A 21,919-nucleotide genomic window follows, 5' to 3' on the forward strand; every position below is an offset into this window, starting at 1 on the left:
TCAGGTGGCCTGGTTCTCGTCGAGGATCTCGGAGACGTAGCGCGCGACTGCACGGACCGACGCCATCGTCGTGGGGTAGTCCATGCGGGTCGGGCCCAGCACCCCGAGGCTGGCCACGCGCTCGGACCCGGACCCGTAGCCGACGGACACGAGCGAGGTGGTCTGCAGGCCCGTCACGGGGTTCTCGGAGCCGATGCGCACGGAGACGAGGTCGGGGTCGTCGCCCAGCTGGCCGAGCAGGCGCAACAGTGTCACGTGCTCCTCGAGGGCCTCGAGGATGGGCCCGATGGTGCGCGGGAAGTCAGCACCGGCTCGTGCGAGGTTGGCTTGACCGGCCAGCACGACGCGCTCCTCGCGCTCCTCGACGAGCGCGTCACCGAGGGCCGAGACGACGGCCCGCATCGCAGCACGGTCGACCTCGTCGGTCTCGTCGACGAGGCGCCGCAGCCGCGTGGCGGCGACGGTGAACGGCACGCCGGCGGCGACGTCGTTGATGCGCGTGCGGATCGACGACACGAGGGCCTCGCCGTCGGCGTCGGACAGGACCCGGCCGGTGTCGACCACTCGCTGCTCGACGCGGCCGGTGTTGACGATGAGCACGATCATCAGGTGCGACGAGCCCAACGGGACGAGCTCGATGTGGCGCACGGTCGACCTGGTCAGCGAGGGGTACTGCACGACGGCGACCTGGCGGGTCAGGCTGGCGAGCAGGCGCACGGTGCGGTCGACGACGTCGTCGAGGTCGACGGCACCCTCGAGGAACTGGCTGATGGCGCGTCGCTCACCCGAGCTGAGGGGCTTGACCGCGCTGAGCCGGTCGACGAACACGCGGTAGCCGGCGTCGGTGGGCACCCGGCCGGCCGACGTGTGCGGAGCGTGGATGAGGCCCTCCTCCTCGAGCAGGGCCATGTCGTTGCGCACCGTCGCCGCGCTCACCCCGAGGTGGTGTCGTTCGACGAGGGCCTTGCTGCCGACCGGCTCGGAGGTCTGCACGTAGTCCTGGACGATGGCGCGCAGCACCATGAGCCTGCGGTCCTCGCTCATCACCTACCTCCTTCACGGTTGGGCCATCGGCGACCGACGGACGGCTCGGAGCGCCGCGGGTGCGGGCGAGGCTCCCTGCGGCGGCACCTGCTCTGGCACTCTCGGTCAGCGAGTGCCAAGTCTACGACGTGACGCGCCGATCTCCGATTTCATCCAACCGTATGCCGCCTCGCCACCTTCCGGTCGCCCGCGTGGCGCGCGCGCCGGGGCCGGCCCGGCGGCATACGCTCGCTTGTCGTGTCTCCCAACGACCGATACGGATCCGACGTGCTGAGCGGTGACTGGCGCGCCCCGAAGCGCGGCCGGTCGACGCCGACCCCGGCCGAGCCCGACCTCGTCGTCGAGGAGGTCGAGACGGGCTGGGTGGGTGCCGTCGTGCGCGTCGAGAAGGCCGGTGGCATGCACGTCGTGCACCTCGAGGACCGGCGCGGCCGCACCAAGGCCTTCCCGCTCGGCCCGGGCTTCCTCCTCGACGGCGCCCCCGTCACCCTGACGCCTCCGGTCGCCGCCTCTGGCGCGGCCCTGGCCGAGGCCCGAAAGGCCGCGTCACGCACCGCGAGCGGGTCCGTGGCCGTGGCCGGGGCGAGGGCGAAGGTCGCCAGCGGCTCGCGCATCTACGTCGAGGGCCGCCACGACGCCGAGCTCGTCGAGAAGGTGTGGGGCGACGACCTGCGCGTCGAGGGCGTCGTCGTCGAGCTCATGGACGGCGTCGACGACCTCGCGGGCATCATCGCGGAGTTCCAGCCCGGCCCCGGGCGCCGCCTCGGGGTGCTCGTCGACCACCTGGTGCCGGGCACCAAGGAGGCCCGCATCGTCGGGCAGGCGCAGGCCCTTCCGGGCCTCGCCCAGCACGTGAGGATCCTGGGCCACCCGTACGTCGACGTCTGGCAGTCGGTGCGGCCCGAACGGCTCGGCTGGCAGCAGTGGCCGGTCATCCCGCGGGGCACGTCGTGGAAGCACGGCATCTGCGCGGAGCTCGGCTGGGCGCACGCGAGCCAGGCCGACATCGCGAACGCGTGGAAGCGCATCCTCGGCACGGTGCGCACGTACGCCGACCTCGAGCCGACGCTGCTCGCCAGCGTCGAGGAGCTCATCGACTTCGTCACCGAGCCCGGTGCCTGACCCCTACTTCTTGAAGTAGCCCTGCACGTCGACGACGAGGTTCGTCTCGGCCGACGTGTGCACGGTGATCGAGCCGTCGGCCGCCACCGGGACGATGACCCAGTTGGCCCGCGTGCGCGCGGCCGGAACCGTGAGGCTCGGCGAGGCGGGCCTCGCAAGGCCCGTCGGGTAGGCGGTGACCGAGGTCGTGGCAGTCGGCGTGACGGCCGCCAACGTCACCGAGACGGCGCTGACCCCCACGTTCGGCACTCCACCACGCCCGAGCACCGGCACCGTGATCGTGGCTCCGGCGGCCACCCGACCGGCCGGCGCGCCCAGCCCGCTGCGCGTGTCGACGATCCGCGCCGGGGTGACGGCCACGTGGTCGGCTCCGGTCCGGAACCAGCCGACGACGTCGACGAGCACGTCGGTCTCGGCCGTCGAGTGGATCGTCACCTTGCCCCCGGTGCCGAGCCTCGAGACGACCATCCCGGTCATCGACGTGGTCGCCTCGTAGCCGACGTGCGCCGTTGCCGGGCGGGTCGACCCCGACGGGTATGCCGTCAACCAGCCGCCGGCGGACGGCGCGGCTGCCGAGATGTCCAGGGCGACCGCGGACGCCCCGGTGGCGGGCACGATCCCCGCCCCCGCGACCGGCAGGTCGACCGTGCCACCCGCGGGGATGCGCACCTGCGGGGCGCCGAGGCCGCTGCGGGTGTCGAGTACGCGGGTCGGCGTGACGGGCACGAGGTGCCCGGTCGTGGGGTACCAACCGACGACCTCGGCCACGAGGTTCGCCGCGGCGGACGTGTAGAGGCGCACCTTGCCGTCGGTCCCGAGGCGGGCCGGGACGAGCTCGCTGATGGTCGCACCGGACGCGTACGACACGCTGCGCGACCCCGGGCGCACGGCGCCCGACGGGTAGGAGGTGAGGTAGCCGGCCGCAGCGGGCGCGGTGACCGTGACGTTGAGGACGGCGGTCCCGACGCCGCCGGTCGGGACACCGGCGCGGCCACCCACCTGGACGGCGATCGACGCGCCGGCCGCGACCTTCGCCGCGGGGGCGCCGAGCCCGGTGCGGGTGTCGAGGACGCGGGTCGGGGTCACGGCCCGGTAGACGTCGGTGTCGACGACGGTGGCGCCCTGGTCCTTGAGGTGGATGAAGCCGTTCGGCCACTTGCCGCCCGTGCGGGTGACCTTGCGCCACCTGAAGTCGCCGCCCCAGTTGTCCTCGGAGACGAGGATCTCGTCGGCGGAGACCACGCGCTCGACGTAGGCGACGTGCCCGGTGGCCGAGAACGAGGTGTTCCACCAGGCGACCGAGCCGACCGCCGGGTCGTCGTTCGTGCGGTCGGCGAAGGCCGGACCCCAGTTGTAGGCGTTTCCCGAGAGCGTGGCCGGCTTGACGTTGGGCAGGCCGTTCTGGACGAGCCGGTAGGCGACGTAGTTGGTGCAGTTGTGCCCGGTGGACTGGCGCCACCAGCTCGTCGTGGCGTTCGTCGTGTAGCCCGAGTTCGGGTAGCCGGCGGTCTGGCAGGGGTCGTAGCCGGTGCACAGGACGATCCACTCGGCCGACCGGGCAGGACCGGCGAGGCCAACGGTCCCGACGAGCAGCGAGACGACGGCGACGAGCAGAGCCAGAGCCCTGGACCGGACGGTCCGAAGGGTCGACGGGTGCCCGTCCTGCTCGTGGGGGCGGCGCGCCAGTCGCATGTGGTCTCCCGTGATCGGCCGTGGGTGCTCACGGAAATGTAGGACATTCGGGCCACAGGATGACTGGTTTCCCAGAAATCCCTCGCGACACGCCAGACAGGATGCGCAACACGCAACATCAAGTGTGCTAATGACACCGCTGTCATTAGCACTGCGTTCTCGGCCGGTCAGCGTCGCCGGCGCCCGGGGGCCACGACCCTGTCGATGACCTGCTCCTTGAACCGGGTGAACGGCGGCCGGATCCAGGCCGTCGTGTCGGGGCGCGTCGGCATGGTCAGCACGGCCTTGGCGTGCGAGAAGAGCTCGACGGACCGCTCGCCGTGGTAGGCGCCCATCCCGCTCGCGCCCACACCACCGAACGGGAGCTCCGGCACCGCGAGGTGTGCCAGCGGGATGTTGAAGCCGATGGCTCCCGAGGACGTCTCACGCACGAAGCGCTCACGCACCACGGTCGACGGGGTGAAGACGTAGAGCGCCAGGGGCTTGTCGCGCCGGTTGACCAGGGCGATGGCCGCGTCGAGGTCGGCGACGGGGACGAGCGGCAGCACGGGTCCGAAGATCTCGTCGCGCATGACGGCCTCGTCGGGGTCGTCGGGGTCGGCGACCTCGACGAGAGTGGGCTCGATGTAGCGGGTGGCCGCGTCGGACCGGCCGCCGGACACGACCCGCTCGGCGTCGATGAGCCCGGTGAGCCGTTCGAAGTGCCGGGCGTCGACGATGCGGCCGTAGTCGGACGATGCGGCTGGGTCGTCACCGAAGGTCTCGCGGATCGCTTCCACGAGAAGCGGTTCCAGCTTTTCGAGCGTCTCGGCGCTGGCCATGACGTAGTCGGGGGCGACACACGTCTGCCCTGCGTTGGTGAACTTGCCCCAGACGAGGCGCCGTGCCGTAACGGGCAGGTCCGCGTCGTCGGCGACGTAGGCCGGGGACTTGCCGCCCAGCTCCAGCGTGACCGGCGTGAGGTGGACCGCGGCAGCCTCGAGCACGATGCGACCGACCGTGCCGTTGCCGGTGTAGAAGACGTGGTCGAAGCGCTCCGCGAGCAGCTCCGTCGTCTCGGGCACCGCACCCTCGACGACGTGCACGGCCTCCGGGTCGAGGTGCTTGGGCACGAGCCGGGCGAGCAGGGCCGACGTCGCCGGCGCGAGCTCGCTCGGCTTGAGCACCACGGCGTTGCCGGCGGCGAGCGCCCCGACGAGCGGCGCGAGGCACAGCTGCAGCGGGTAGTTCCAGGGGGCGATGACCAGCACCACGCCGAGCGGCTCGCGCACGACCCGGGCCCGACCCGGCGCGAGGGACAGCGGCACCGGGACGCGCCGGGGAGCCGTCCAGGCCCGCAGGTGGCGCAGCGTGTGGTCGATCTCACGGACGAGGAACCCGGTCTCGGTCACCCAGGCCTCGTTGGCGCTCTTGCCGAGGTCCGCGTGCAGCGCCGCGGCGATGTCGGCCTCGTGGTCCACGAGGAGCACGCGGAGGGCCTTGAGCTGCGCAACCCGCCACGCCCGCGGCTTCGTGCGCCCCGTGTCGAACGCCCGACGTGCCCTCGCGACGACCTCGCGGGGCTCGACCGAACGCCCACCGGACGCGCCCTCGACAACGCGGTCGGCGGCCCGTCTGACGCGAGGGGAGGTGGTCTCGGTCGCCTTCGTGCTCTCTGCGCCGCTCGTCGTCGTCGACATGGTCTCGCTCATCTGCCTTCCGGGTCGCTTCGCCACGCGCCCCTCAGGACGCGAGGAGCCGGTGCACCACCGTGTCGGCGAGGAGGCGTCCACGGAGCGTCAGGACGAGCCGGGAGTCCCGCAGGGCAGCCCGGCCGTCGAGCAGTCCGTCGGCGATCAGTCCGGCCACGGCGGTGCGCCCCGATCCTCGCAGATCCGCCACGGGAAGGCCGTCCACGAGACGTGTGCCGAGCAGCACACGCTCGTCGTAGCGCTGTTCGTCGGTGAGCCCCTCGCGGGCCTGCGCCGGCGACTCCCCCGCGCCCAGCCGGGCGGCGTACGCGCTCGGGTGCTTGACGTTCCACCACCGCACTCCGCCGACGTGGCTGTGCGCCCCCGGGCCGACCCCCCACCAGTTCGTGCCCGACCAGTAGGCGACGTTGTGCCGGCACCGCGCCTGCTCCGAGCGGGCCCAGTTGCTCACCTCGTACCACCCGAAGCCCGCCGCGGAGAGCAGCTCGTCGGCGAGCTCGTACTTGTCGGCCTCGTCGTCGTCCTCGGGCGCCGGCACGACTCCGCGTCGCACCTGCGCGGCGAGCTTCGTGCCCTCCTCGACGACCAGGGCGTACGCCGACACGTGGTCGGGCTCCAGGGCGACAGCCGCCTCGAGGCTGCGGCGCCAGTCGGCGAGCGACTCGCCCGGCGTGCCGTAGATGAGGTCGACGCTGACCTGCATGCCCGCGGACCTCGTCGCCGCGACGGCTCGCGCGACGTTCTCGGGGTCATGGGTGCGCTCGAGCGTGCGCAGCACGTGCGGCACCGCCGACTGCATCCCGACCGACACACGGGTGAATCCCCCGTCGGCGAGCTCGCGCAGCGAGTCTGGCGTCACGGAGTCGGGATTGGCCTCGGTCGTCACCTCGGCGTCGGGAGCCAGGCCGAACCGCTCGCGTATGCCGTCGAGCACCGTCACCAGGTCACGTGACCTCAGCATCGTCGGAGTGCCACCCCCGACGAAGACGGTCGACACCGGAGGCGCACCCGCCCCGAGCACAGCCTCCGCGAGGTCGAGCTCGCGCAGGGCCGCGTCGGCGTAGGTGTCGACGCCGATGCTCGCACCGGGGCCGCCGAGCTCGGTCAGCGTGTACGTGTTGAAGTCGCAGTAGCCGCACCGCACCGTGCAGAAGGGCACGTGCACGTAGATTCCGAGGTCGGTCGTCGCGAGGTCGGCGAGCGCCGAGGGTGGGAGCTCCCCCGTGCTGGGAGGGGGGTCGCCGTCGGGAAGGGCGGAGGGCGGCATACGCCCATTGTCCCAGCCCCCTGGGGGTGGCTCGTCCGCGTGGGTGGGTGCCAACCGGCTCGGCGCGGTCGCCTAGGGTGCAAGGGTGTACCGCCCCAACTGGATCGAGCTCGACGGCGTCGTCAACATGCGGGACCTCGGGGGGATGGTGACCAGCGGCGGGGACGAGGTGCTCCCACACCGCCTGCTGCGCTCCGACAACCTCCAGGACCTCACTCCGCAGGCGGTCGAGGCGCTCGTGCGCACCTACGAGGTCTCCGACATCGTCGACCTGCGCACCCACGTGGAGGTGGCCAAGGAGGGCGACGGCCCGCTCCTCGCCGTCGACGGCGTGACGCACCACCACCACACCCTCTACCGCGAGGACTCCACGGAGTCAGGCATTCCCGCCGCCGAGCGCGCCCTGCCCTGGGAGACCGACGAGCGGCGCGAGGCCGCAGCGGCAGCGGCGGTCGACGAGGAGCACCGGCGCAGCCACGAGCAGTTCTGGTCGGAGCACTACCTCGGCTACCTCGCCCAGCGACCTGACTCGGTCGTGGCGGCGCTGCGCGCCATCGCGGGCAGCCGTGGCGCCGCGGTCGTGCACTGCGCGGCGGGCAAGGACCGCACCGGCACGGTCGTGGGGCTCGCCCTCAAGGTCGTCGGCGTGCCCGACGAGCTCGTCATCGCCGACTTCGCCGCCTCGGCCGAGCGGGTCGCCGCGATCATGGGGCGCCTGCGGGCCAAGCCCGCCTACGCCGAGAACCTCAAGGACAAGACGGTGGCCCAGCAGTCGCCGACCACCGAGACGATGCGGATGCTGCTCGCCACCCTCGACGAGCGCTTCGACGGCCCCCTGGGGTGGCTTGCGCAGCAGGGCTGGACCGCTGCCGACACCGACCTGCTGCGCCGCAAGCTGCTCTCGGCCTGAGCGGCTCTGCGCCCGCGACCCTCAGCGTCGCGGGCTCACGTGGAGGTGGATCGTCCCCTCGACCGTGACGACGCCGTCGGCCCGCGTCGCCGTCACGGTGACCGGCACCTCGGACGGCTCGCCGTCCGCGGTGGGCGACCACGCCGCGGGGTCGGTGACGGCGGTGCAGGTGAGGGCGGTCGTCGACGTCGCCGGGTAGCGGACCTCCATCCCTCGCGGGATCCACCGGTGCGTCGGCGCGATGCTCGCCTCGGCCAGCAGGCCCATCGCAGCCTCGAGACCGTTGCAGGCGGCGATCGCGTGGACGGTGCCGATGTGGTTCTGCACCCGGCGTCGCTTCGGCACGACGACGACGGCACGGTTGGGGGCGACCTCGACGACGCGTGGGCGCACGGACCGGAAGTACGGCGCCGCCGCGCTGAACGCGAGGCCGAAGACCCGCTTGCCCAGGGGCACGCGCTCGAGACGACGGTAGAGGGCGTAGGCGTCGATCATGACGCATGGGTTACCGACTGGTAACCGAGCCCGCGCAGCCGTCCGGGCGGCGGTCGGATCGCCGCCCAGACGGCCACGCGTACGACTCATGCACTGCGGCCGCAGTACCCACGGTACGACCGCGAGCGCCCTTGTGCGCGTTACTTCTTCGTCTTGCCTGCGTCGGCGTCGCTCGAGAGGGCAGCGACGAAGGCCTCCTGCGGCACCTCGACCCGTCCGACCATCTTCATGCGCTTCTTGCCCTCCTTCTGCTTCTCGAGGAGCTTGCGCTTGCGGCTGATGTCGCCGCCGTAGCACTTCGCGAGCACGTCCTTGCGGATCGCGCGGATGTTCTCGCGGGCGATGATGCGCGAGCCGATGGCCGCCTGGATCGGGACCTCGAACTGCTGGCGCGGGATGAGGTCCTTGAGCTTGCCGGCCATCATCACGCCGTACGCGTACGCCTTGTCCTTGTGCACGATGGCGCTGAACGCGTCGACCGACTCGCCCTGCAGCAGGATCTGCACCTTGACGAGGTCGGCCACCTGCTCGCCGTCGGGCTCGTAGTCGAGGGAGGCGTAGCCGCGGGTGCGCGACTTGAGCTGGTCGAAGAAGTCGAAGACGATCTCGGCGAGCGGCAGCGTGTAGCGCATCTCGACGCGGTCCTCGGAGAGGTAGTCCATGCCGCGCAGGTTGCCGCGCTTCTGCTGGCACAGCTCCATGATGGCGCCGACGAACTCGCTCGGGGCCAGCACGGTGGCGCGCACGACGGGCTCTCTCACCTCGGCGATCTTGCCCTCGGGGAACTCGCTCGGGTTCGTGACGTGGATCCGCTTGCCGTCGTCCATCGTCACGTCGTAGACGACGTTCGGCTGGGTCGAGATGAGGTCGAGGTTGAACTCGCGCTCGAGCCGCTCGCGGACGATCTCGAGGTGGAGCAGGCCGAGGAAGCCGCACCGGAAGCCGAAGCCCAGTGCCGCCGACGTCTCGGGCTCGTAGACGAGCGCGGCGTCGTTGAGCTTGAGCTTGTCGAGGGCCTCACGCAGGTCCGGGTAGTCGGACCCGTCGATCGGGTAGAGCCCCGAGAAGACCATCGGTTTGGGGTCGCGGTAGCCGCCGAGGTCCTTCGACGCCGGCTTGCTCGCGTTGGTGACGGTGTCGCCGACACGCGACTGGCGCACGTCCTTCACGCCGGTGATGAGGTAGCCCACCTCGCCGACGCCGAGGCCCTTGCTCGGCACGGGCTCGGGGCTGATGACGCCGATCTCGAGCAGCTCGTGCGTCGCCTTGGTCGACATCATGACGATGCGCTCGCGCGGGTTCAGGTTGCCGTCGACGACCCGCACGTAGGTGACGACGCCACGGTAGGTGTCGTAGACGGAGTCGAAGATCATCGCGCGGGCGGGGGCGCTCGCGTCGCCCGTGGGGGCCGGCAGCAGGCGCACGATCGTGTCGAGCAGCGGCTCGACGCCCTCGCCGGTCTTGCCCGACACCCTGAGGCAGTCCTCGGGCTCGCCACCGATGAGCTTGGCCAGCTCCTCGGCGTACTTCTCCGGCTGGGCGGCCGGCAGGTCGATCTTGTTGAGCACCGGGATGATCGTGAGGTCGTTCTCCATCGCGAGGTAGAGGTTCGCGAGGGTCTGCGCCTCGATGCCCTGGGCGGCGTCGACGAGCAGCACCGCGCCCTCGCACGCGGCCAGCGAGCGCGACACCTCGTAGGTGAAGTCGACGTGGCCGGGGGTGTCGATCATGTTCAGGGCATAGGTCGTGGACGTGCCGGCCTCGTCCTCGACGGCCCACGGCATGCGGACCGCCTGGCTCTTGATCGTGATGCCGCGCTCACGCTCGATGTCCATGCGGTCGAGGTACTGCGCGCGCATCGCGCGCGAGTCGACGACACCGGTGAGCTGCAGCATGCGGTCGGCCAGCGTCGACTTGCCGTGGTCGATGTGCGCGATGATGCAGAAGTTGCGGATCAGGTCCGGCGGCGTTGCGTTGGGTGCCAACGCGGAGCGGGCCATGGGCGACACGTGGGACGAACCTCGCAGAGTCAGTGGTCAGGTCAGGCGGATCGGTGGTGCCGGTCGGACGGGGACCGGGCATGCGGTCGGGGTCACGACCCACCGCCGAGATCAGCACAGTCTCCCATGCTTTGCACCTGCACCGCTCACAGCCCGTCACGTGGGGGTGACGCACAATGGCGCCCATGCGTGCCCAACCCATGCAGGTCCTGCCCGTGGCCCACGGATCCCACCTTCCGCTGCGGCGTCACGTCCGGCACCCGCGCGAGATCCTCACCCTCGTCGTCGCGGTCGTGACATCGCTGCTGCTGCTCGCCGGCGCCTTCGGTGAGGTGCTCGTGGCGTTCGACGAGGACCGTACGCCCGACGTCTACGCCCTCGCCCTGATCTTCGCGCCGCTGCTCGTGTGGTTCGCCCGCGGCCAGCTCTGGGCCATGCAGCGCCTCAACGGGATCCGGCTGACCCCCGAGCAGTTCCCAGAGGCGTACGCGATGCTCCTCGACGCGGCGGGCCGTTCCGGACTCTCCTTCGTGCCCGACGCGTACGTCGTGCTCGGCAACGGCGTGCTCAACGCGGGCGCCTCGGGCCACGGCCACCGACGGTTCGTCATCATCAACAGCGACCTGCTCGAAGTCGGCGGTGCGGCGCGCGAGCCGGACGCCCTGAGGTTCGTGATCGCGCACGAGGTGGGTCACATCGCCGCCGGGCACACCAGCTACTGGCGGATCCTCGGCACCTTCGCGTCGCAGTGGATCCCGCTCGTCGGCTCGACGCTGAGCCGGGCCCAGGAGTACACCGCCGACAACTACGGCCACGCCCTCGTCCCCCACGGCGCCCGGTCGGCCATGGCGACTCTCGCCGGCGGCAAGTACCTCGGCCGCTCCGTCGACGTCGACGCGATGGCCGACCGGGCCGTCACCGAGCCGGGCTTCTTCGTGTGGGTGACGAACGCCGCCGCGAGCCACCCGGTGCTGCTCTGGCGCATGCACGCCCTGCGCGACCGTCGCCGTCCGGGCCGACTGCTCTGGCGGCCCAGGGAGCCGTGGCTCTGGGGTGAGACCGCGGCCCCCGGGACGTACGCCCTGCCATCACTCGTCGGCTTCACGCCGACGGCGCTCCCGGGGTCCCCGGAGCGGGCGGTCACGGCCGGGTACGCGTACGCCGGGACGCGTGGCCCCGCAGCCACGCCGGACGCCCCGACAGCCTCGGCACCGACCTCGCCCGCCGCGGACGGCATGTCGAGCGACGGCATGTCGAGCGACGGCATGCCCGTTCGACGTGAGGGCGGAGGGACCGAACCGCTCCCGAGCGACCCGACCAGAGAGGACGACCGGTGGAGACCCTGATCAGCCGCGCCGACGGGCGCGAGGACGGCGAGGACTGGACCGAGAACTACGAGGAGCTGCCCGGCCGTGCCGGCATCAGCATCATCCTCGAGTCCACGACGCAGCAGGGCGTGGGACCGCGCCTGCACCAGCACCCGTACGCCGAGACGTTCATCATCCGCCGTGGCGCGGCGACGTTCACGGTCGGCGCGGGCGACGACGCGCTCGAGGTCGTCGGGCACGCCGGGCAGGTGCTGGTCGTCCCCGCCGACACGCCGCACCGCTTCCGCACCGGCCCCGAGGGCTACGATGCGGTGCACATCCACGCCAACGAGCGCTTCGTCACCGAGTGGCTGGAGTGACCTCGACCGGCCGGGCCGGGGTCGAGGCAGCGCCGGCCGCGCGCTCGCGACGCTCGAGCAGCGCCGAGCCCACCGCCACACCGACTCCGAGCACGGCGAGGCCGGCTCCGACGAGGCTCGGCGCGCCGTAGCCCCAGCCCGCGGCGAGCACGAGCGAGCCGAGCCACGCGCCGAGCGCGTTGGCGGTGTTGAGCGTCGAGTGGTTGAGCGCCGCCGCGAGCGACTGCCCCTCGTGCGCCACGTCCATGAGTCGGGTCTGCAGCAGCGGCACGACGATCGAGGGCAGCAGGCCCAGCACGAGGACGAGCACCACCGCGAGCCACAGCGTGCGCGCCGCGAAGCCGAAGACGCCGAGCAGGACGGCGATGAGCCCCAGCGCCACGACGATCCCCTTGAGTACCCCGACCCGGTTCGCGACCCTGCCGCTGAGCACCATGCCCGCGACCATCCCGACGCCGTATGCCGCCAGCACCCACGGGATGTAGCGCTCCTCGAGGCCGGCGAGCTCGGTCATCGTCGGCGTGATGAAGGAGTACATCGCGAACATGCCGCCGAAGCCCACGACTCCGACCAGCAGGGCGAGCCAGACCTGCGGACGTCGCAGCGCCTGCATCTCGCTGCGCATCGACTCCTCGCCGCTGGGCGGCTGGTGCGGCAGCCAGAGCGCGATCGCGCCGACCGTGACAACGGCGACGAGACCGACGAGCAGGTAGGGCAGGTGCCACGAGAAACGCTGTCCGAGAAGGGTCGCCAGCGGCACACCGATCACGTTGGCGACGCCGAGACCGCCGAGGATCGCGGCGACGGCCGCGGTCCGGCGCTGGTGGGAGACGAGTGACGCGGCCACGACGGACCCGATGCCGAAGAAGGCGCCGTGCGGCAGACCTGCGAGGAACCGCGCTGCCATCACCGTGGGGTAGGTGTCGGCCGCGACGATCGCGAGGTGCGCCACGGCGAAGAACCCCATCAGTCCCATGAGCAGACCCTTGCGCGGTGCCTTCGCGAAGGCGACCGCGATGAGCGGCGCACCGACGACGACGCCGAGGGCGTACGCCGACACGTAGTGGCCCGAGGTCGCGATGTCGACGCCGGTCCCCTGGGCGATCTGGGGCAGCAGGCCCATCGTCACGAACTCGGTGGTGCCGATGGCGAAGCCCCCGACGGCGAGGGCGAGGATGGCGAGGGTGGTGCGACGGGCGGCGGGGCTCACAGGTGGTCTCCGGGTCGGGGCATGTCGGCGTCTCGGGTGGCGCGGTGGCGGGGACGCGGTGGCGGGGGGCGGATCGCCGTCGACCCGGTGTCGGACCCCAACGGTAACGGCCGCGCGGCTACGGTGATTCCCATGCCCACGACCTTCGAGCGTCTCCTCGGACGCCTGCGCGACCTCGTGCGCGGCACGTCGACCGCACCCACTCGGCAGCGCGGGACGCCGACGGCCCTGCCTCGCGAGCGGCAGCAGGGGCAGACGCGGCCGGCCCAGCCGTCGGCGGCGGAGTACCCCGGCGACGCGACCCGCCTGCCCGACACAACGTACGCCCCCAAGCCGGACGGCCGGCCCGATCCGGGCGAGATCGTCTGGACCTGGGTGCCCTACGAGGAGGACCACTCCCAGGGCAAGGACCGGCCCGTGCTGCTCATCGGCCGCGACGGCGACTGGCTCGTGGGCCTGCCGCTGACGAGCAAGGACCACGACCTCGACGAGCGGCAGGAGCGTCGCTCGGGGCGTGAGTGGGTCGACATCGGCTCGGGCTCGTGGGACCGACGGGGCCGCCCCAGCGAGGTGCGCGTCAACCGGCTCGTGCGGGTCGACCCCGCGGGCGTGCGCCGCGAGGGCGCAGTGCTCCTCCGTGAGCGCTACGACGAGGTCGTGGCAGCGGTCCGGCGACACCACCGCCACTGATCGCCGGGCCCGGCCAGTCCGGCACGCGGCCTCGATCGCCTCGGAGACGCAGATCGGGCCCGCCACCGCGAGGTGACGGGCCCGATCACGCTTGGGGTAACTGCGTCAGAGCGACGCGACCTTCTTCGCCAGTGCCGACTTCTTGTTGGCAGCCTGGTTCTGGTGGATGACACCCTTGGAGACAGCCTTGTCGAGCTTCTTCGAGGCGGTCTTGAGGGCCTCGGCAGCGGCGTCCTTGTCGCCGGAGGCGGTGGCCTCGCGGACCTTGCGGACCCAGGTGCGGAGCTCGCTCTTGACGGCCTTGTTGCGCTCGGTGCGCGTGCGGTTCGTCTTGATGCGCTTGAGCTGCGACTTGATGTTTGCCACGTGTGTTCTTTCGTTCGGTCGGATGGTTGCCGTTAGAGGGCGGCAAAGCTGCTCGGGACCGGGCGTGGGGACACCCTGCGTGAGCAGCTCTGGGTGCTGCAGACGTGCGCGCACGACCTGAGCGCGCACGCGACGGTCAAAGTTACCAGTGGCGGACGTGCTCGACCAAACCGGCCATGTGCCGTGCCTGCCTGACTCAGCGGGCGGCGCGGGCGCGCGCGATAGTGAGGATGGCGCGTTCGACGGCATACACGGGGTCGCGCCCGCCGCCCTTGACCTCGAAGTCGGCTGCGGCGACGGCCTGGACGGCGACCGCGAGGCCGTCGGCGCTCCAGTGGCCGACGGCACGGCGTGCCTTGTCGATCTGCCACGGGGCCATGCCGAGGCTCTTGGCGAGCTGGCCCGAGCTGCCCCGGCCCGCCGCGCCGACCTTGATGAGCTGACGCAGCTGGGAGGCGATGACCGCGACGATCGGCACGGGGTCGACGCCGGTGGCGATGGCGTGCCGCAGGAGCCGCAGCGCCTCACCGGAGTGCCCCGCGATGGTGGCATCGGCCACCCGGAAGCCGGTCGCCTCGACCTTGCCCCCGTGGTAGGTGTCGACGACGGTGTCGTCGACGGTGCCCTCGGTGTCGGAGACGAGCTGTGAGCACGCTGCCGCCAGCTCGCGGACGTCCTTGCCGACCGCCTCGATGAGCGCGCGCACGCCCTCGCTCGTGATCTTGCGTCGGGCGGCCGCGAACTCCTTCATCACGAAGTCGGTCTTGTCGCGGTCGGTCTTGACGGCCGGGCATTCGATGACGCGAGCGCCGGCCTTCTTCATCGTGTCGAGGACCTTCTTGCCCTTCATGCCGCCTCCATGGGCGACGACGAGACCGACGTCGGGGTCGGGGGCGGCGAGGAGCGAGAGCAGGTCGAGCTGGAGCTCGTCGGACGACTCGTGCAGGTCACTCACGACGATGGTCCTGGCACCACCGAAGAGCGAGGGGCTGGCATGCATCTGCAGCGCCCCGGACTCGTAGGTCGCCGGGTCGATGCGGATGACCTCGTCGTCGGCCTCGCGGGCCGCGAGGACCACTGAGGCGACGGCACGTTCGACGAGAACCCCCTCCGGGCCGGTCACGAGCACGAAGGGTGGAACGGCCGGGTCGGTCATGGCGTCCACTGTGCCATGCGGGCCCGACAGCCGGGCCGCCCGTCCCCGTGGAAGTGAAGGTCATGTTCGCCCTCGTCCTCGCCCTCGCGCTCGCCGCCGTCGGTCTCGTCCTGGTCCGCCTCAAGGACCACCCGAAGAAGCTGGGGCGCTACGCCCTCATCCCCTTCGGTCTCGCGGTGTTCCTCGTCGCGAGCGCCTGCTGCTACCGCCTCGACGCCGGTGAGGCCGCGGTGACCAAGACGTTCGGGACCGTCAGCGACGAGGCGGTCAGCGCGACCGGCATCCACCTCAAGGCGCCGTGGCAGGACCTCATAACGTTCGACATCCGCAACCAGACCATCTCGCTCGACGAGGACGGCGGTCGAGTCGCCACCGTGACGAGCGACAACGCGACCGTCGCCTACGACGTGACGATCCGCTACTCCCTCAACCCGGGCAAGCTGCCCGAGATCATCCGGCAGTACCCCGACCAGGAGACCTTCATCGCCCGCGCCGTGCTGCCGGGTGTCTCCTCGGTCACGCGCGACGCCCCGACGACGTTCGCGGCCGCCGCGGTCCGCCAGTCGCGCGGCGAGCTGGCGCAGCGCATCACCGAAGGCCTCGAGAAGCGGCTCGGCGAGGTCGGCGTGACGGTCGAGCAGGTCGACCCCCGTGCGATCACCCTCGACCAGAACGTCCAGGCCAACTACGACAAGGTGCAGAGCTCGCTCGCCAATGCCGAGGCGGCCAAGGCCGACCTGCAGACCGCGCTGGCCAAGGCCGAGATCACCAAGACCGAGGCGCAGGCGACCTCCGACGCCGACCAGATCATCCGCTGCGGTGCCACCTCGACCCAGGTCAGGGAGATCATCAACGGCAAGGAGGTCACGGCCGTCAAGGTCGTGCCGGTGAGCTCCGACAAGTGCCAGAACCGGCTCAACGAGCAGGTCCTCATGAGCAAGTACATCGACATGCTCAAGGAGCACGGCGACTCGCTGGTCGTCGTGCCGCAGGGCACGCAGAACCTGCTCCAGCTCCCGGCCGTCCCCGGCTCGGCCGCCAGGTCTCGGTAGGGACCCCGGGCCCACCGAACAGGTCACGACACCCCCGGGATGCGGTCCCGGGGTGTCGGGCGTACTCGGTGTGCTGCCGGAGGAAGCAGGCGGGCGGCGGGTCAGTCGAAGAGGGCCCCGGAGGCCAGCGAGAGCCCGAGCTGCTCGAGCCTCGCCCGGATCGTCTCCTCGGGCAGCTCGAAGTGGTCGACGAGCTCGTCGAGCTGCATGCCGGACTCGGCGGCGTCTCGCAGCTCCTCGTCCTGCTCGTCGGTCCAGGCGTGACCGGACGTGACGGCGTTGCGCGTCGACGGGGCGACCGGCGGCGGCCCGGCCACCGGTCTTGGGTGCTCCGTGCCGTCGGCGTCGGAGCGTGCGCCCGTGAGCGACCGCAGCGCCGGCTCCTCGACGGCGACCGGCGGCGGCGCCATCGCGTCGAGCCGCTCGAGCGCGGCCAGCACCATCTTCTTGTCGGTGGTCGGGTAGAACGGCGGCAGCGAGCGCTGGAGGAATCCGGCATACCTCGCCGTCATCATCCGCGAGTCGAGGAACGCCACGACCCCGCGGTCGTCGGCTCGGCGCACGAGCCGTCCCGCGCCCTGGGAGAGCCGGAGCGCGGCGTGGGTGGCCGACACGGCCATGAAGCCGTTGCCGCCCATCCGCGCGATGGCTTGCGACCGGGCGGACGCGAGAGGGTCGTCGGGTCGCGGGAAGGGGATGCGGTCGATGATGACGAGCTGGCACGAGGAGCCCGGCACGTCGACCCCCTGCCAGAGCGTGAGCGTGCCGAACAGGCAGGTGCGCGGCTCGCGGGCGAACTGCCGCACGAGCGTCGTGATCTGGTCCTCGCCCTGGCAGAGCACCGGGATGTCGTCGCCGAAGCGCGCCCGCATGACCTCGGCCGCGGTCTGCGCGGCGCGCATCGAGGAGAAGAGGCCCAGCGCGCGGCCGCCGGCGGCCCGCACGAGCTGCTCGATCTCGTCGAGCGTGTCGTCGCCCGCGCCGTCGCGGCCCGGGGGCGGCAGGTGCGCCGCGACGTAGGCGATGGCCTGCTTCGGGTAGTCGAACGGGCTGCCGACGTCGAGGCCCTGCCACTTCGGCGCGCCCTCGCCGCGCAGCCCGATGGTGCCGGCGACGGCGTCGAAGCTGCCCCCGAGCTCGAGCGTCGCGGAGGTGAGCACGACAGTGCGCTCCTCGAACACCTTGTCCCGCACCAGCATCGCGACACTCATCGGCGCCACCCGCAGCACGGGTCCGCGGCGCTGGTCGCGGCTCAGCCACACGACGTCGAGCTCACGCTCCTCGAGGATGCGCTCGGCGTTCTCGTGCACCTCGTCGACGGCCGCCCGGGCCACCTGGCGCGCGCCGTCGGCCTCCTGCCCCTGCGGCGGCTTGAGGTCGCTCTGCACCACACGGGCGGTGTCGCGCACCCGGGCGAGCGCCAGGCCCACCGAGTCGGGCACGCCGAGCATGCGGCCTTCCTCGAGCGGCTCGAGCGCCTGGGCGAGCAGCTCGCCAGCCTCGTCGAGGGCCGCCGTGTTCTCCGACATGCGGCCGGCCTTCTTCGCCGCGGTCATGACCATGGTGCCGGTGAGCTCGTCGGTGATGGTTGCGGTCACCCGGTCGACGAGCTCGTGGGCCTCGTCGACGATGAGCACGTCGTGCTCCGGGAGCATCTGGCGTCCCTCGAACGAGTCGATCGCCATGAACGAGTGGTTGGTCACGACGACGTCGACGTCCTTGGCCGCGGCGCGGGCCCGCTCGACGAAGCACTCCGCGACGAGCGGGCACTTGCCGCCCATGCACTCGTGCGCCGACACCGAGACCTGGCGCCAGGCACGCTCGGACACGCCGGGCACGAGCTCGTCGCGGTCGCCCGAGTCGGTCGTGGACGCCCACTCGCGCAGCCGCACCACCTCCTGGCCGAGGCGGCCGACGCTCGCGTCGACCTGCCCGACGGAGAGCAGGCCGTCCTCCTCGTCGGGAAAGCCGCCCTCGAGCTTGTTGAGGCACACGTAGTTGCGGCGTCCCTTGACGAGGGCGTAGGTCGGTCGCCGTCCGAGCACCGGGGCGAGCGCGTCGGCTACGCGAGGCATGTCGCGGTCGACGATCTGCCCCTGCAGGGCGAGCGTTGCGGTCGCGACCACGGCGGGCTTGCCGGCCTGGAAGGCGTGCGCCACGGCAGGGACGAGGTAGGCCAGCGACTTGCCGGTGCCGGTGCCTGCCTGGACCAGCAGGTGCTCGCCGCTGTCCACGGCCTTCGCGACGGCCCGGGCCATCTCGACCTGGCCGGGACGCTCCGCGCCACCGACCCCCGACACCGCGGCGTGGAGGAGTTCGTCGAGCGCAGGTCGCTGGGCCATCGGGTCAGCGTATGCCGCCTGGCCGGACCCTCGTGCGCGGCGTCCCCCGTGAGTCGTCCGTCGGCCTCCGGACCGGCCACGGACAGCCGGTCCCCCCTCCGGTACTAGTACCAAGGGACAGTGACCGCCGCCGTGGGCGCAACCCTAGTCTTGACGAGTTCAGTGCACTGCCGCTCCGCACGGCGCAGCCGCCGCGCCGCCCGCCGCAACAGGCGCTCCGCTCGACTCGAGGGAGTTCTCGCTATGGCCATGTCACGGACCACCAGCCTCCACCACGGCAGGCGCAGCCTCTCGTCGAGACGGACGGGGGTGCTCATCGCGGGGGTGGCAGTGGCCACGCTGGCCATCACCCTCCCGCAGTCCGCCCTCGCGAGCGGGCCCTCCACGCCGGTGCCCATCGGTGACCCCATCGGCCCTCGCATCCAACCGGGGCCCGTCCAGGTGGACCTCACCACCGTGACGACCGGTGTGACGGCGCCCTTGGCGGGGATCACGGCTCCCGGTCGCCCCGACGAGCTCTTCGTCGTCGACCAGGTCGGAACGCTGTGGAGCCTCGACCTGACTACGCCCGCTCCGGTCACCCCGACCTCGGTGCTGGACGTGTCGGCCCTGCTCGCGGGGCCGCAGGACCCCAAGGACGAGCGGGGCTTCCTCGGTGCGGCCTTCTCGCCCAGCTTCGCCACCGACGGCCTGGTCTACACGGACACGTCCGAGGCGACGAGTCCTGCCGACCACCCGTTGCGGCCGAGCACCGACGCGTGCCTGGCCGGCTTCCCGCAGACGCCCGACCACGTCGACGTCATCCGTGAGTGGCACCTCGTCACCGACTCCGGCGGTGCGCTGCACCTCGACCCGGCCGCCCCCGTGGGCCGCAAGCTGCTCTCGTCGGAGCACCCGCAGGCCAACCACAACGCGGGCGACATGCACTTCGGCCCGGACGGCTTCCTCTACGTCACCGACGGCGACGGCGGCGGGGCCGACGACCAGAACTGCCAGACCAACTTCGACGGCAACCCGATGTTCGGGCACCCCGGCGGCGGCAACGGCCAGAGTCTCGACACCCCGCTGGGCAAGATGCTGAGGATCAACCCCCGCACCGCCGACCCACGGGGCACCCTGTCGGCCAACGGCGCCTTCCGCATCCCCGCCGACAACCCGTTCCCCGGCGGTGCCGTGCCGGAGATCTACTCCTACGGGCTGCGCAACCCGTTCCGGTTCTCGTTCGACAAGGCGAACGGCAACCTGTGGGTGGGCGACGTCGGCCAGAACGACATCGAGGAGGTCGACCTCGTGACGGCGCCGGGCCAGAACTTCGGCTGGCGCGTCAAGGAGGGCACGTTCCTCTTCGAGCCCGGAGGCTTCCAGCTCAAGGGCTCACGGTCGGACGCGTTCGTGTTCGCCCGCTCGCCCGGCAGCCCGGCCGGCATCACCGACCCGGTGGCGCAGTACGACCACGACGACGGCACGGCCATCATCGGCGGTTACGTCTACCGCGGTTCCTCGATGCCCGGGCTGAGGGGCCACTACGTCTTCGGCGACACCTCCCGGCGCCTCAACAACGGGCACGGCCGTCTCTTCGCCTTCGACGCCGACAACCGGTCCGCCGTCACGGCGGACAACACGATCGTGGAGCTGCGCGACGGACCGATCGACTTCCAGCTGATCGGCTTCGGACAGGACAACGCCGGTGAGCTCTACGCCCTCGTCTTCGGCGTCCCGGGTCCCAACGGCACCACGGGTGCGGTGATGCGGCTGAGCCAGTCCACGCCGTAGCCCGAACGGCCCCCCATCGCCGAGCTCGGCCCCTCGGAGCTCGGACCTCCCGGCACTCACCCGAGCCCTCCCCCCACGGCTCACTCCCCCGGCAGAGTGCAGGAGAAGCGGTGCCGGTTCCCGACCACCCCCAGGGTCGGGAACCGGCACCAGACCGTGTCCGCCGGGATGCGGCCGAGGCGGGGCCGTCGCCTGCCGGTCAGTGCAGCGGGCTCGAGTCGACGCGGCGGGCCATGGCGACGTCGTCGCGGTAGTCGGTGGGACTCAGCCGCAGGCCCCTCGGGACGCGCCCCACCTCGGTCCAGCCGGCCTTCTCGTAGAAGTCGCCGAGACCCAGTCCGTCGCGGTAGTCGAGCCGCAGCAGCTCGACCCACGGCAGGTCGCGGCGTGCGATGCCGACCATGCCGCCGAGGAGGACGCGGCCGAGGTTGCGCCCCTGCGCCTTCGGGTCGACCATGAGCCGCTTCAGCCCGGCCACGTGGTCGTACGGGAAGCCACGCGAGTGCTCCCAGAACCCGAGCCCCCGCAGGCGGCCGCCGGGGTCGACGAGCACGCACAGGAGCGACCTGCCGGCACGGACGTCGGCGAGATGCCGGTCGAGGGCGACCGAGACGTCGTCAGCCGTGGCGCCGGGCAGGAAGCCCACGGACCCGCCGGCGTCGTTGACCCGGACCCACAGCCGGACGACGGCGTCGCGCAGGCCCTCGGCCGCCTCCGGCGGCACCACCCGGACCCGCGGCGCCTCGAGGTACGCCATCTGCGCTCCGTCGACGTCGTCCTTGGACGACCGGGTGCCGACCTGGACCAGCCCGGCGCTCGCGGCCGTGCGCAACGACGCCGTGTTGACGGGGTCGACCATGGCGGTCACGACCGCCTCGGGGCGGTGCTCGACGCCCCATGCCACGAGCGCCCGTGAGATCTCACGCCCCAGGCCGGCGCCCAGCCTGTCGTGCGCGAGACGGTAGTAGAGGTTGAGGAAGCAGCTGTCAGAGTCCTTGTGCCGCAAGCCCGCCCACCCGATGACCGCGCTCGTGGCACGGTCGACGACGGCTGCATACCCGAGCTGTGACGTGTCCCAGTCGGCGAGGTCGGCCGCGAGCCGGTCGCGGCAGCGTTCGGCGGTCGGCATGCTGGCCGGGGCGTGGGCGTAGGTGCGGGGATCGGTGTGGAGCCGGACATACGCGTCGAGGTCGTCGGCACGCGGACGCCGCAGCACCACGCGCTCGGTCGTGACCCAGGCTGCGGGCTCCGCGGGTGCCGCGGTCACGGCGCCTGACGTTCGGGCGCGCGCGTCTCGCAGACGGCCTGCGGGGCTCCGTCGCAGCACGGCTCGATGTAGAGGCACGCCGGGCACCGGTTGTGTGCCTGCTCGGCATACATCTGCGTGCCGCAGTAGGGGCAGGGGATCTCGAGGGCCATGGC

General features: G+C 71.9%; 19 protein-coding genes. 7 read left to right on the plus strand and 12 right to left on the minus strand.

Going from position 1 to position 21,919, the window contains the following annotated elements; translation table 11 throughout:
• Positions 1-1,044, minus strand: a complete 1,044-nt coding sequence (gene hrcA, locus ACFQ2V_RS00100; protein ID WP_386049880.1) for a heat-inducible transcriptional repressor HrcA — start codon at positions 1,042-1,044, stop codon at positions 1-3.
• A 237-nt stretch (positions 1,045-1,281) separates the two neighbouring features.
• Here hrcA and ACFQ2V_RS00105 point away from each other — a divergent pair, with 237 nt between their 5' ends.
• Positions 1,282-2,166: a DUF3097 domain-containing protein gene (locus ACFQ2V_RS00105; RefSeq protein ID WP_386049881.1), complete on the plus strand. Its 885-nt coding sequence runs from the start codon at positions 1,282-1,284 to the stop codon at positions 2,164-2,166.
• A gap of 3 nt (positions 2,167-2,169) precedes the next feature.
• On the opposite strand, the gene ACFQ2V_RS00110 is transcribed toward ACFQ2V_RS00105, so the two are convergent.
• The 3 genes from ACFQ2V_RS00110 to hemW form a co-directional block, all read right to left on the minus strand.
• Positions 2,170-3,858, minus strand: coding sequence for a CHAP domain-containing protein (locus tag ACFQ2V_RS00110; RefSeq protein ID WP_386049882.1), 1,689 nt, complete (start codon positions 3,856-3,858; stop codon positions 2,170-2,172).
• A gap of 167 nt (positions 3,859-4,025) precedes the next feature.
• Positions 4,026-5,549 (minus strand): aldehyde dehydrogenase family protein, encoded by a 1,524-nt coding sequence (locus ACFQ2V_RS00115; protein WP_386049883.1) that lies wholly within the window; start codon positions 5,547-5,549, stop codon positions 4,026-4,028.
• Positions 5,550-5,580: 31 nt separating this feature from the next.
• Positions 5,581-6,816, minus strand: a complete 1,236-nt coding sequence (gene hemW, locus ACFQ2V_RS00120) for a radical SAM family heme chaperone HemW (protein WP_386049884.1) — start codon at positions 6,814-6,816, stop codon at positions 5,581-5,583.
• Positions 6,817-6,901: 85 nt separating this feature from the next.
• Here hemW and ACFQ2V_RS00125 point away from each other — a divergent pair, with 85 nt between their 5' ends.
• Positions 6,902-7,726, plus strand: a complete 825-nt coding sequence (locus ACFQ2V_RS00125) for a tyrosine-protein phosphatase (protein ID WP_386049885.1) — start codon at positions 6,902-6,904, stop codon at positions 7,724-7,726.
• Positions 7,727-7,747: 21 nt separating this feature from the next.
• Here ACFQ2V_RS00125 and ACFQ2V_RS00130 read toward each other — a convergent pair whose 3' ends face one another.
• Together ACFQ2V_RS00130 and lepA are read right to left on the minus strand one after the other, a co-directional pair.
• Complete coding sequence (locus tag ACFQ2V_RS00130; RefSeq protein ID WP_386049886.1) at positions 7,748-8,221, minus strand: hotdog fold domain-containing protein; 474 nt, start codon at positions 8,219-8,221, stop codon at positions 7,748-7,750.
• A gap of 140 nt (positions 8,222-8,361) precedes the next feature.
• Positions 8,362-10,221, minus strand: a complete 1,860-nt coding sequence (gene lepA, locus ACFQ2V_RS00135) for a translation elongation factor 4 (RefSeq protein ID WP_386049887.1) — start codon at positions 10,219-10,221, stop codon at positions 8,362-8,364.
• A gap of 185 nt (positions 10,222-10,406) precedes the next feature.
• On the opposite strand from lepA, the gene ACFQ2V_RS00140 reads away from it, so the two are divergent.
• Together ACFQ2V_RS00140 and ACFQ2V_RS00145 are read left to right on the plus strand one after the other, a co-directional pair.
• The gene (locus tag ACFQ2V_RS00140; RefSeq protein WP_386049888.1) at positions 10,407-11,567 is read left to right on the plus strand and encodes a M48 family metallopeptidase; all 1,161 of its coding nucleotides are present in this window, start codon (positions 10,407-10,409) and stop codon (positions 11,565-11,567) included.
• On the plus strand, positions 11,555-11,908 hold the full coding sequence (locus ACFQ2V_RS00145; RefSeq protein ID WP_386049889.1) for a cupin domain-containing protein: 354 nt from the start codon (positions 11,555-11,557) through the stop codon (positions 11,906-11,908). The genes ACFQ2V_RS00140 and ACFQ2V_RS00145 overlap by 13 nt, the downstream gene beginning before the upstream one ends.
• Here ACFQ2V_RS00145 and ACFQ2V_RS00150 read toward each other — a convergent pair.
• Positions 11,889-13,118 carry an MFS transporter gene (locus tag ACFQ2V_RS00150; protein WP_386049890.1) on the minus strand — a complete coding sequence of 410 codons (1,230 nt, stop codon included), beginning with the start codon at positions 13,116-13,118 and terminating at the stop codon, positions 11,889-11,891. The two genes, ACFQ2V_RS00145 and ACFQ2V_RS00150, sit on opposite strands and share 20 nt — an antisense overlap.
• 132 nt (positions 13,119-13,250) lie before the next feature.
• Between ACFQ2V_RS00150 and ACFQ2V_RS00155 the strand changes: the two genes are divergently transcribed.
• Positions 13,251-13,808, plus strand: coding sequence for a type II toxin-antitoxin system PemK/MazF family toxin (locus ACFQ2V_RS00155; protein ID WP_386049891.1), 558 nt, complete (start codon positions 13,251-13,253; stop codon positions 13,806-13,808).
• A 105-nt stretch (positions 13,809-13,913) separates the two neighbouring features.
• Here ACFQ2V_RS00155 and rpsT read toward each other — a convergent pair whose 3' ends face one another.
• The gene (rpsT, locus tag ACFQ2V_RS00160) at positions 13,914-14,174 is read right to left on the minus strand and encodes a 30S ribosomal protein S20 (RefSeq protein ID WP_045190444.1); all 261 of its coding nucleotides are present in this window, start codon (positions 14,172-14,174) and stop codon (positions 13,914-13,916) included.
• Between the two features lie 196 nt (positions 14,175-14,370).
• The gene (holA, locus tag ACFQ2V_RS00165; RefSeq protein ID WP_386049892.1) at positions 14,371-15,330 is read right to left on the minus strand and encodes a DNA polymerase III subunit delta; all 960 of its coding nucleotides are present in this window, start codon (positions 15,328-15,330) and stop codon (positions 14,371-14,373) included.
• A gap of 62 nt (positions 15,331-15,392) precedes the next feature.
• On the opposite strand from holA, the gene ACFQ2V_RS00170 reads away from it, so the two are divergent.
• Positions 15,393-16,382, plus strand: a complete 990-nt coding sequence (locus ACFQ2V_RS00170) for a prohibitin family protein (protein ID WP_386049893.1) — start codon at positions 15,393-15,395, stop codon at positions 16,380-16,382.
• A 101-nt stretch (positions 16,383-16,483) separates the two neighbouring features.
• Here the strand turns inward: ACFQ2V_RS00170 and ACFQ2V_RS00175 are convergent, their stop codons facing one another.
• Positions 16,484-18,724, minus strand: coding sequence for an ATP-dependent DNA helicase (locus ACFQ2V_RS00175; RefSeq protein ID WP_386049894.1), 2,241 nt, complete (start codon positions 18,722-18,724; stop codon positions 16,484-16,486).
• A 249-nt stretch (positions 18,725-18,973) separates the two neighbouring features.
• Here ACFQ2V_RS00175 and ACFQ2V_RS00180 point away from each other — a divergent pair, with 249 nt between their 5' ends.
• Complete coding sequence (locus ACFQ2V_RS00180) at positions 18,974-20,497, plus strand: PQQ-dependent sugar dehydrogenase (protein WP_386049895.1); 1,524 nt, start codon at positions 18,974-18,976, stop codon at positions 20,495-20,497.
• Positions 20,498-20,696: 199 nt separating this feature from the next.
• On the opposite strand, the gene ACFQ2V_RS00185 is transcribed toward ACFQ2V_RS00180, so the two are convergent.
• Together ACFQ2V_RS00185 and ACFQ2V_RS00190 are read right to left on the minus strand one after the other, a co-directional pair.
• The gene (locus ACFQ2V_RS00185) at positions 20,697-21,764 is read right to left on the minus strand and encodes a GNAT family N-acetyltransferase (RefSeq protein ID WP_386049896.1); all 1,068 of its coding nucleotides are present in this window, start codon (positions 21,762-21,764) and stop codon (positions 20,697-20,699) included.
• Positions 21,761-21,916: a hypothetical protein gene (locus tag ACFQ2V_RS00190; protein ID WP_386049897.1), complete on the minus strand. Its 156-nt coding sequence runs from the start codon at positions 21,914-21,916 to the stop codon at positions 21,761-21,763. The genes ACFQ2V_RS00185 and ACFQ2V_RS00190 overlap by 4 nt, the downstream gene beginning before the upstream one ends.
• Positions 21,917-21,919 lie beyond the last annotated feature (3 nt).

It is taken from the genome of Terrabacter terrigena, assembly GCF_042676085.1.
Classification (GTDB): Bacteria; Actinomycetota; Actinomycetes; order Actinomycetales; family Dermatophilaceae; genus Terrabacter; species Terrabacter terrigena.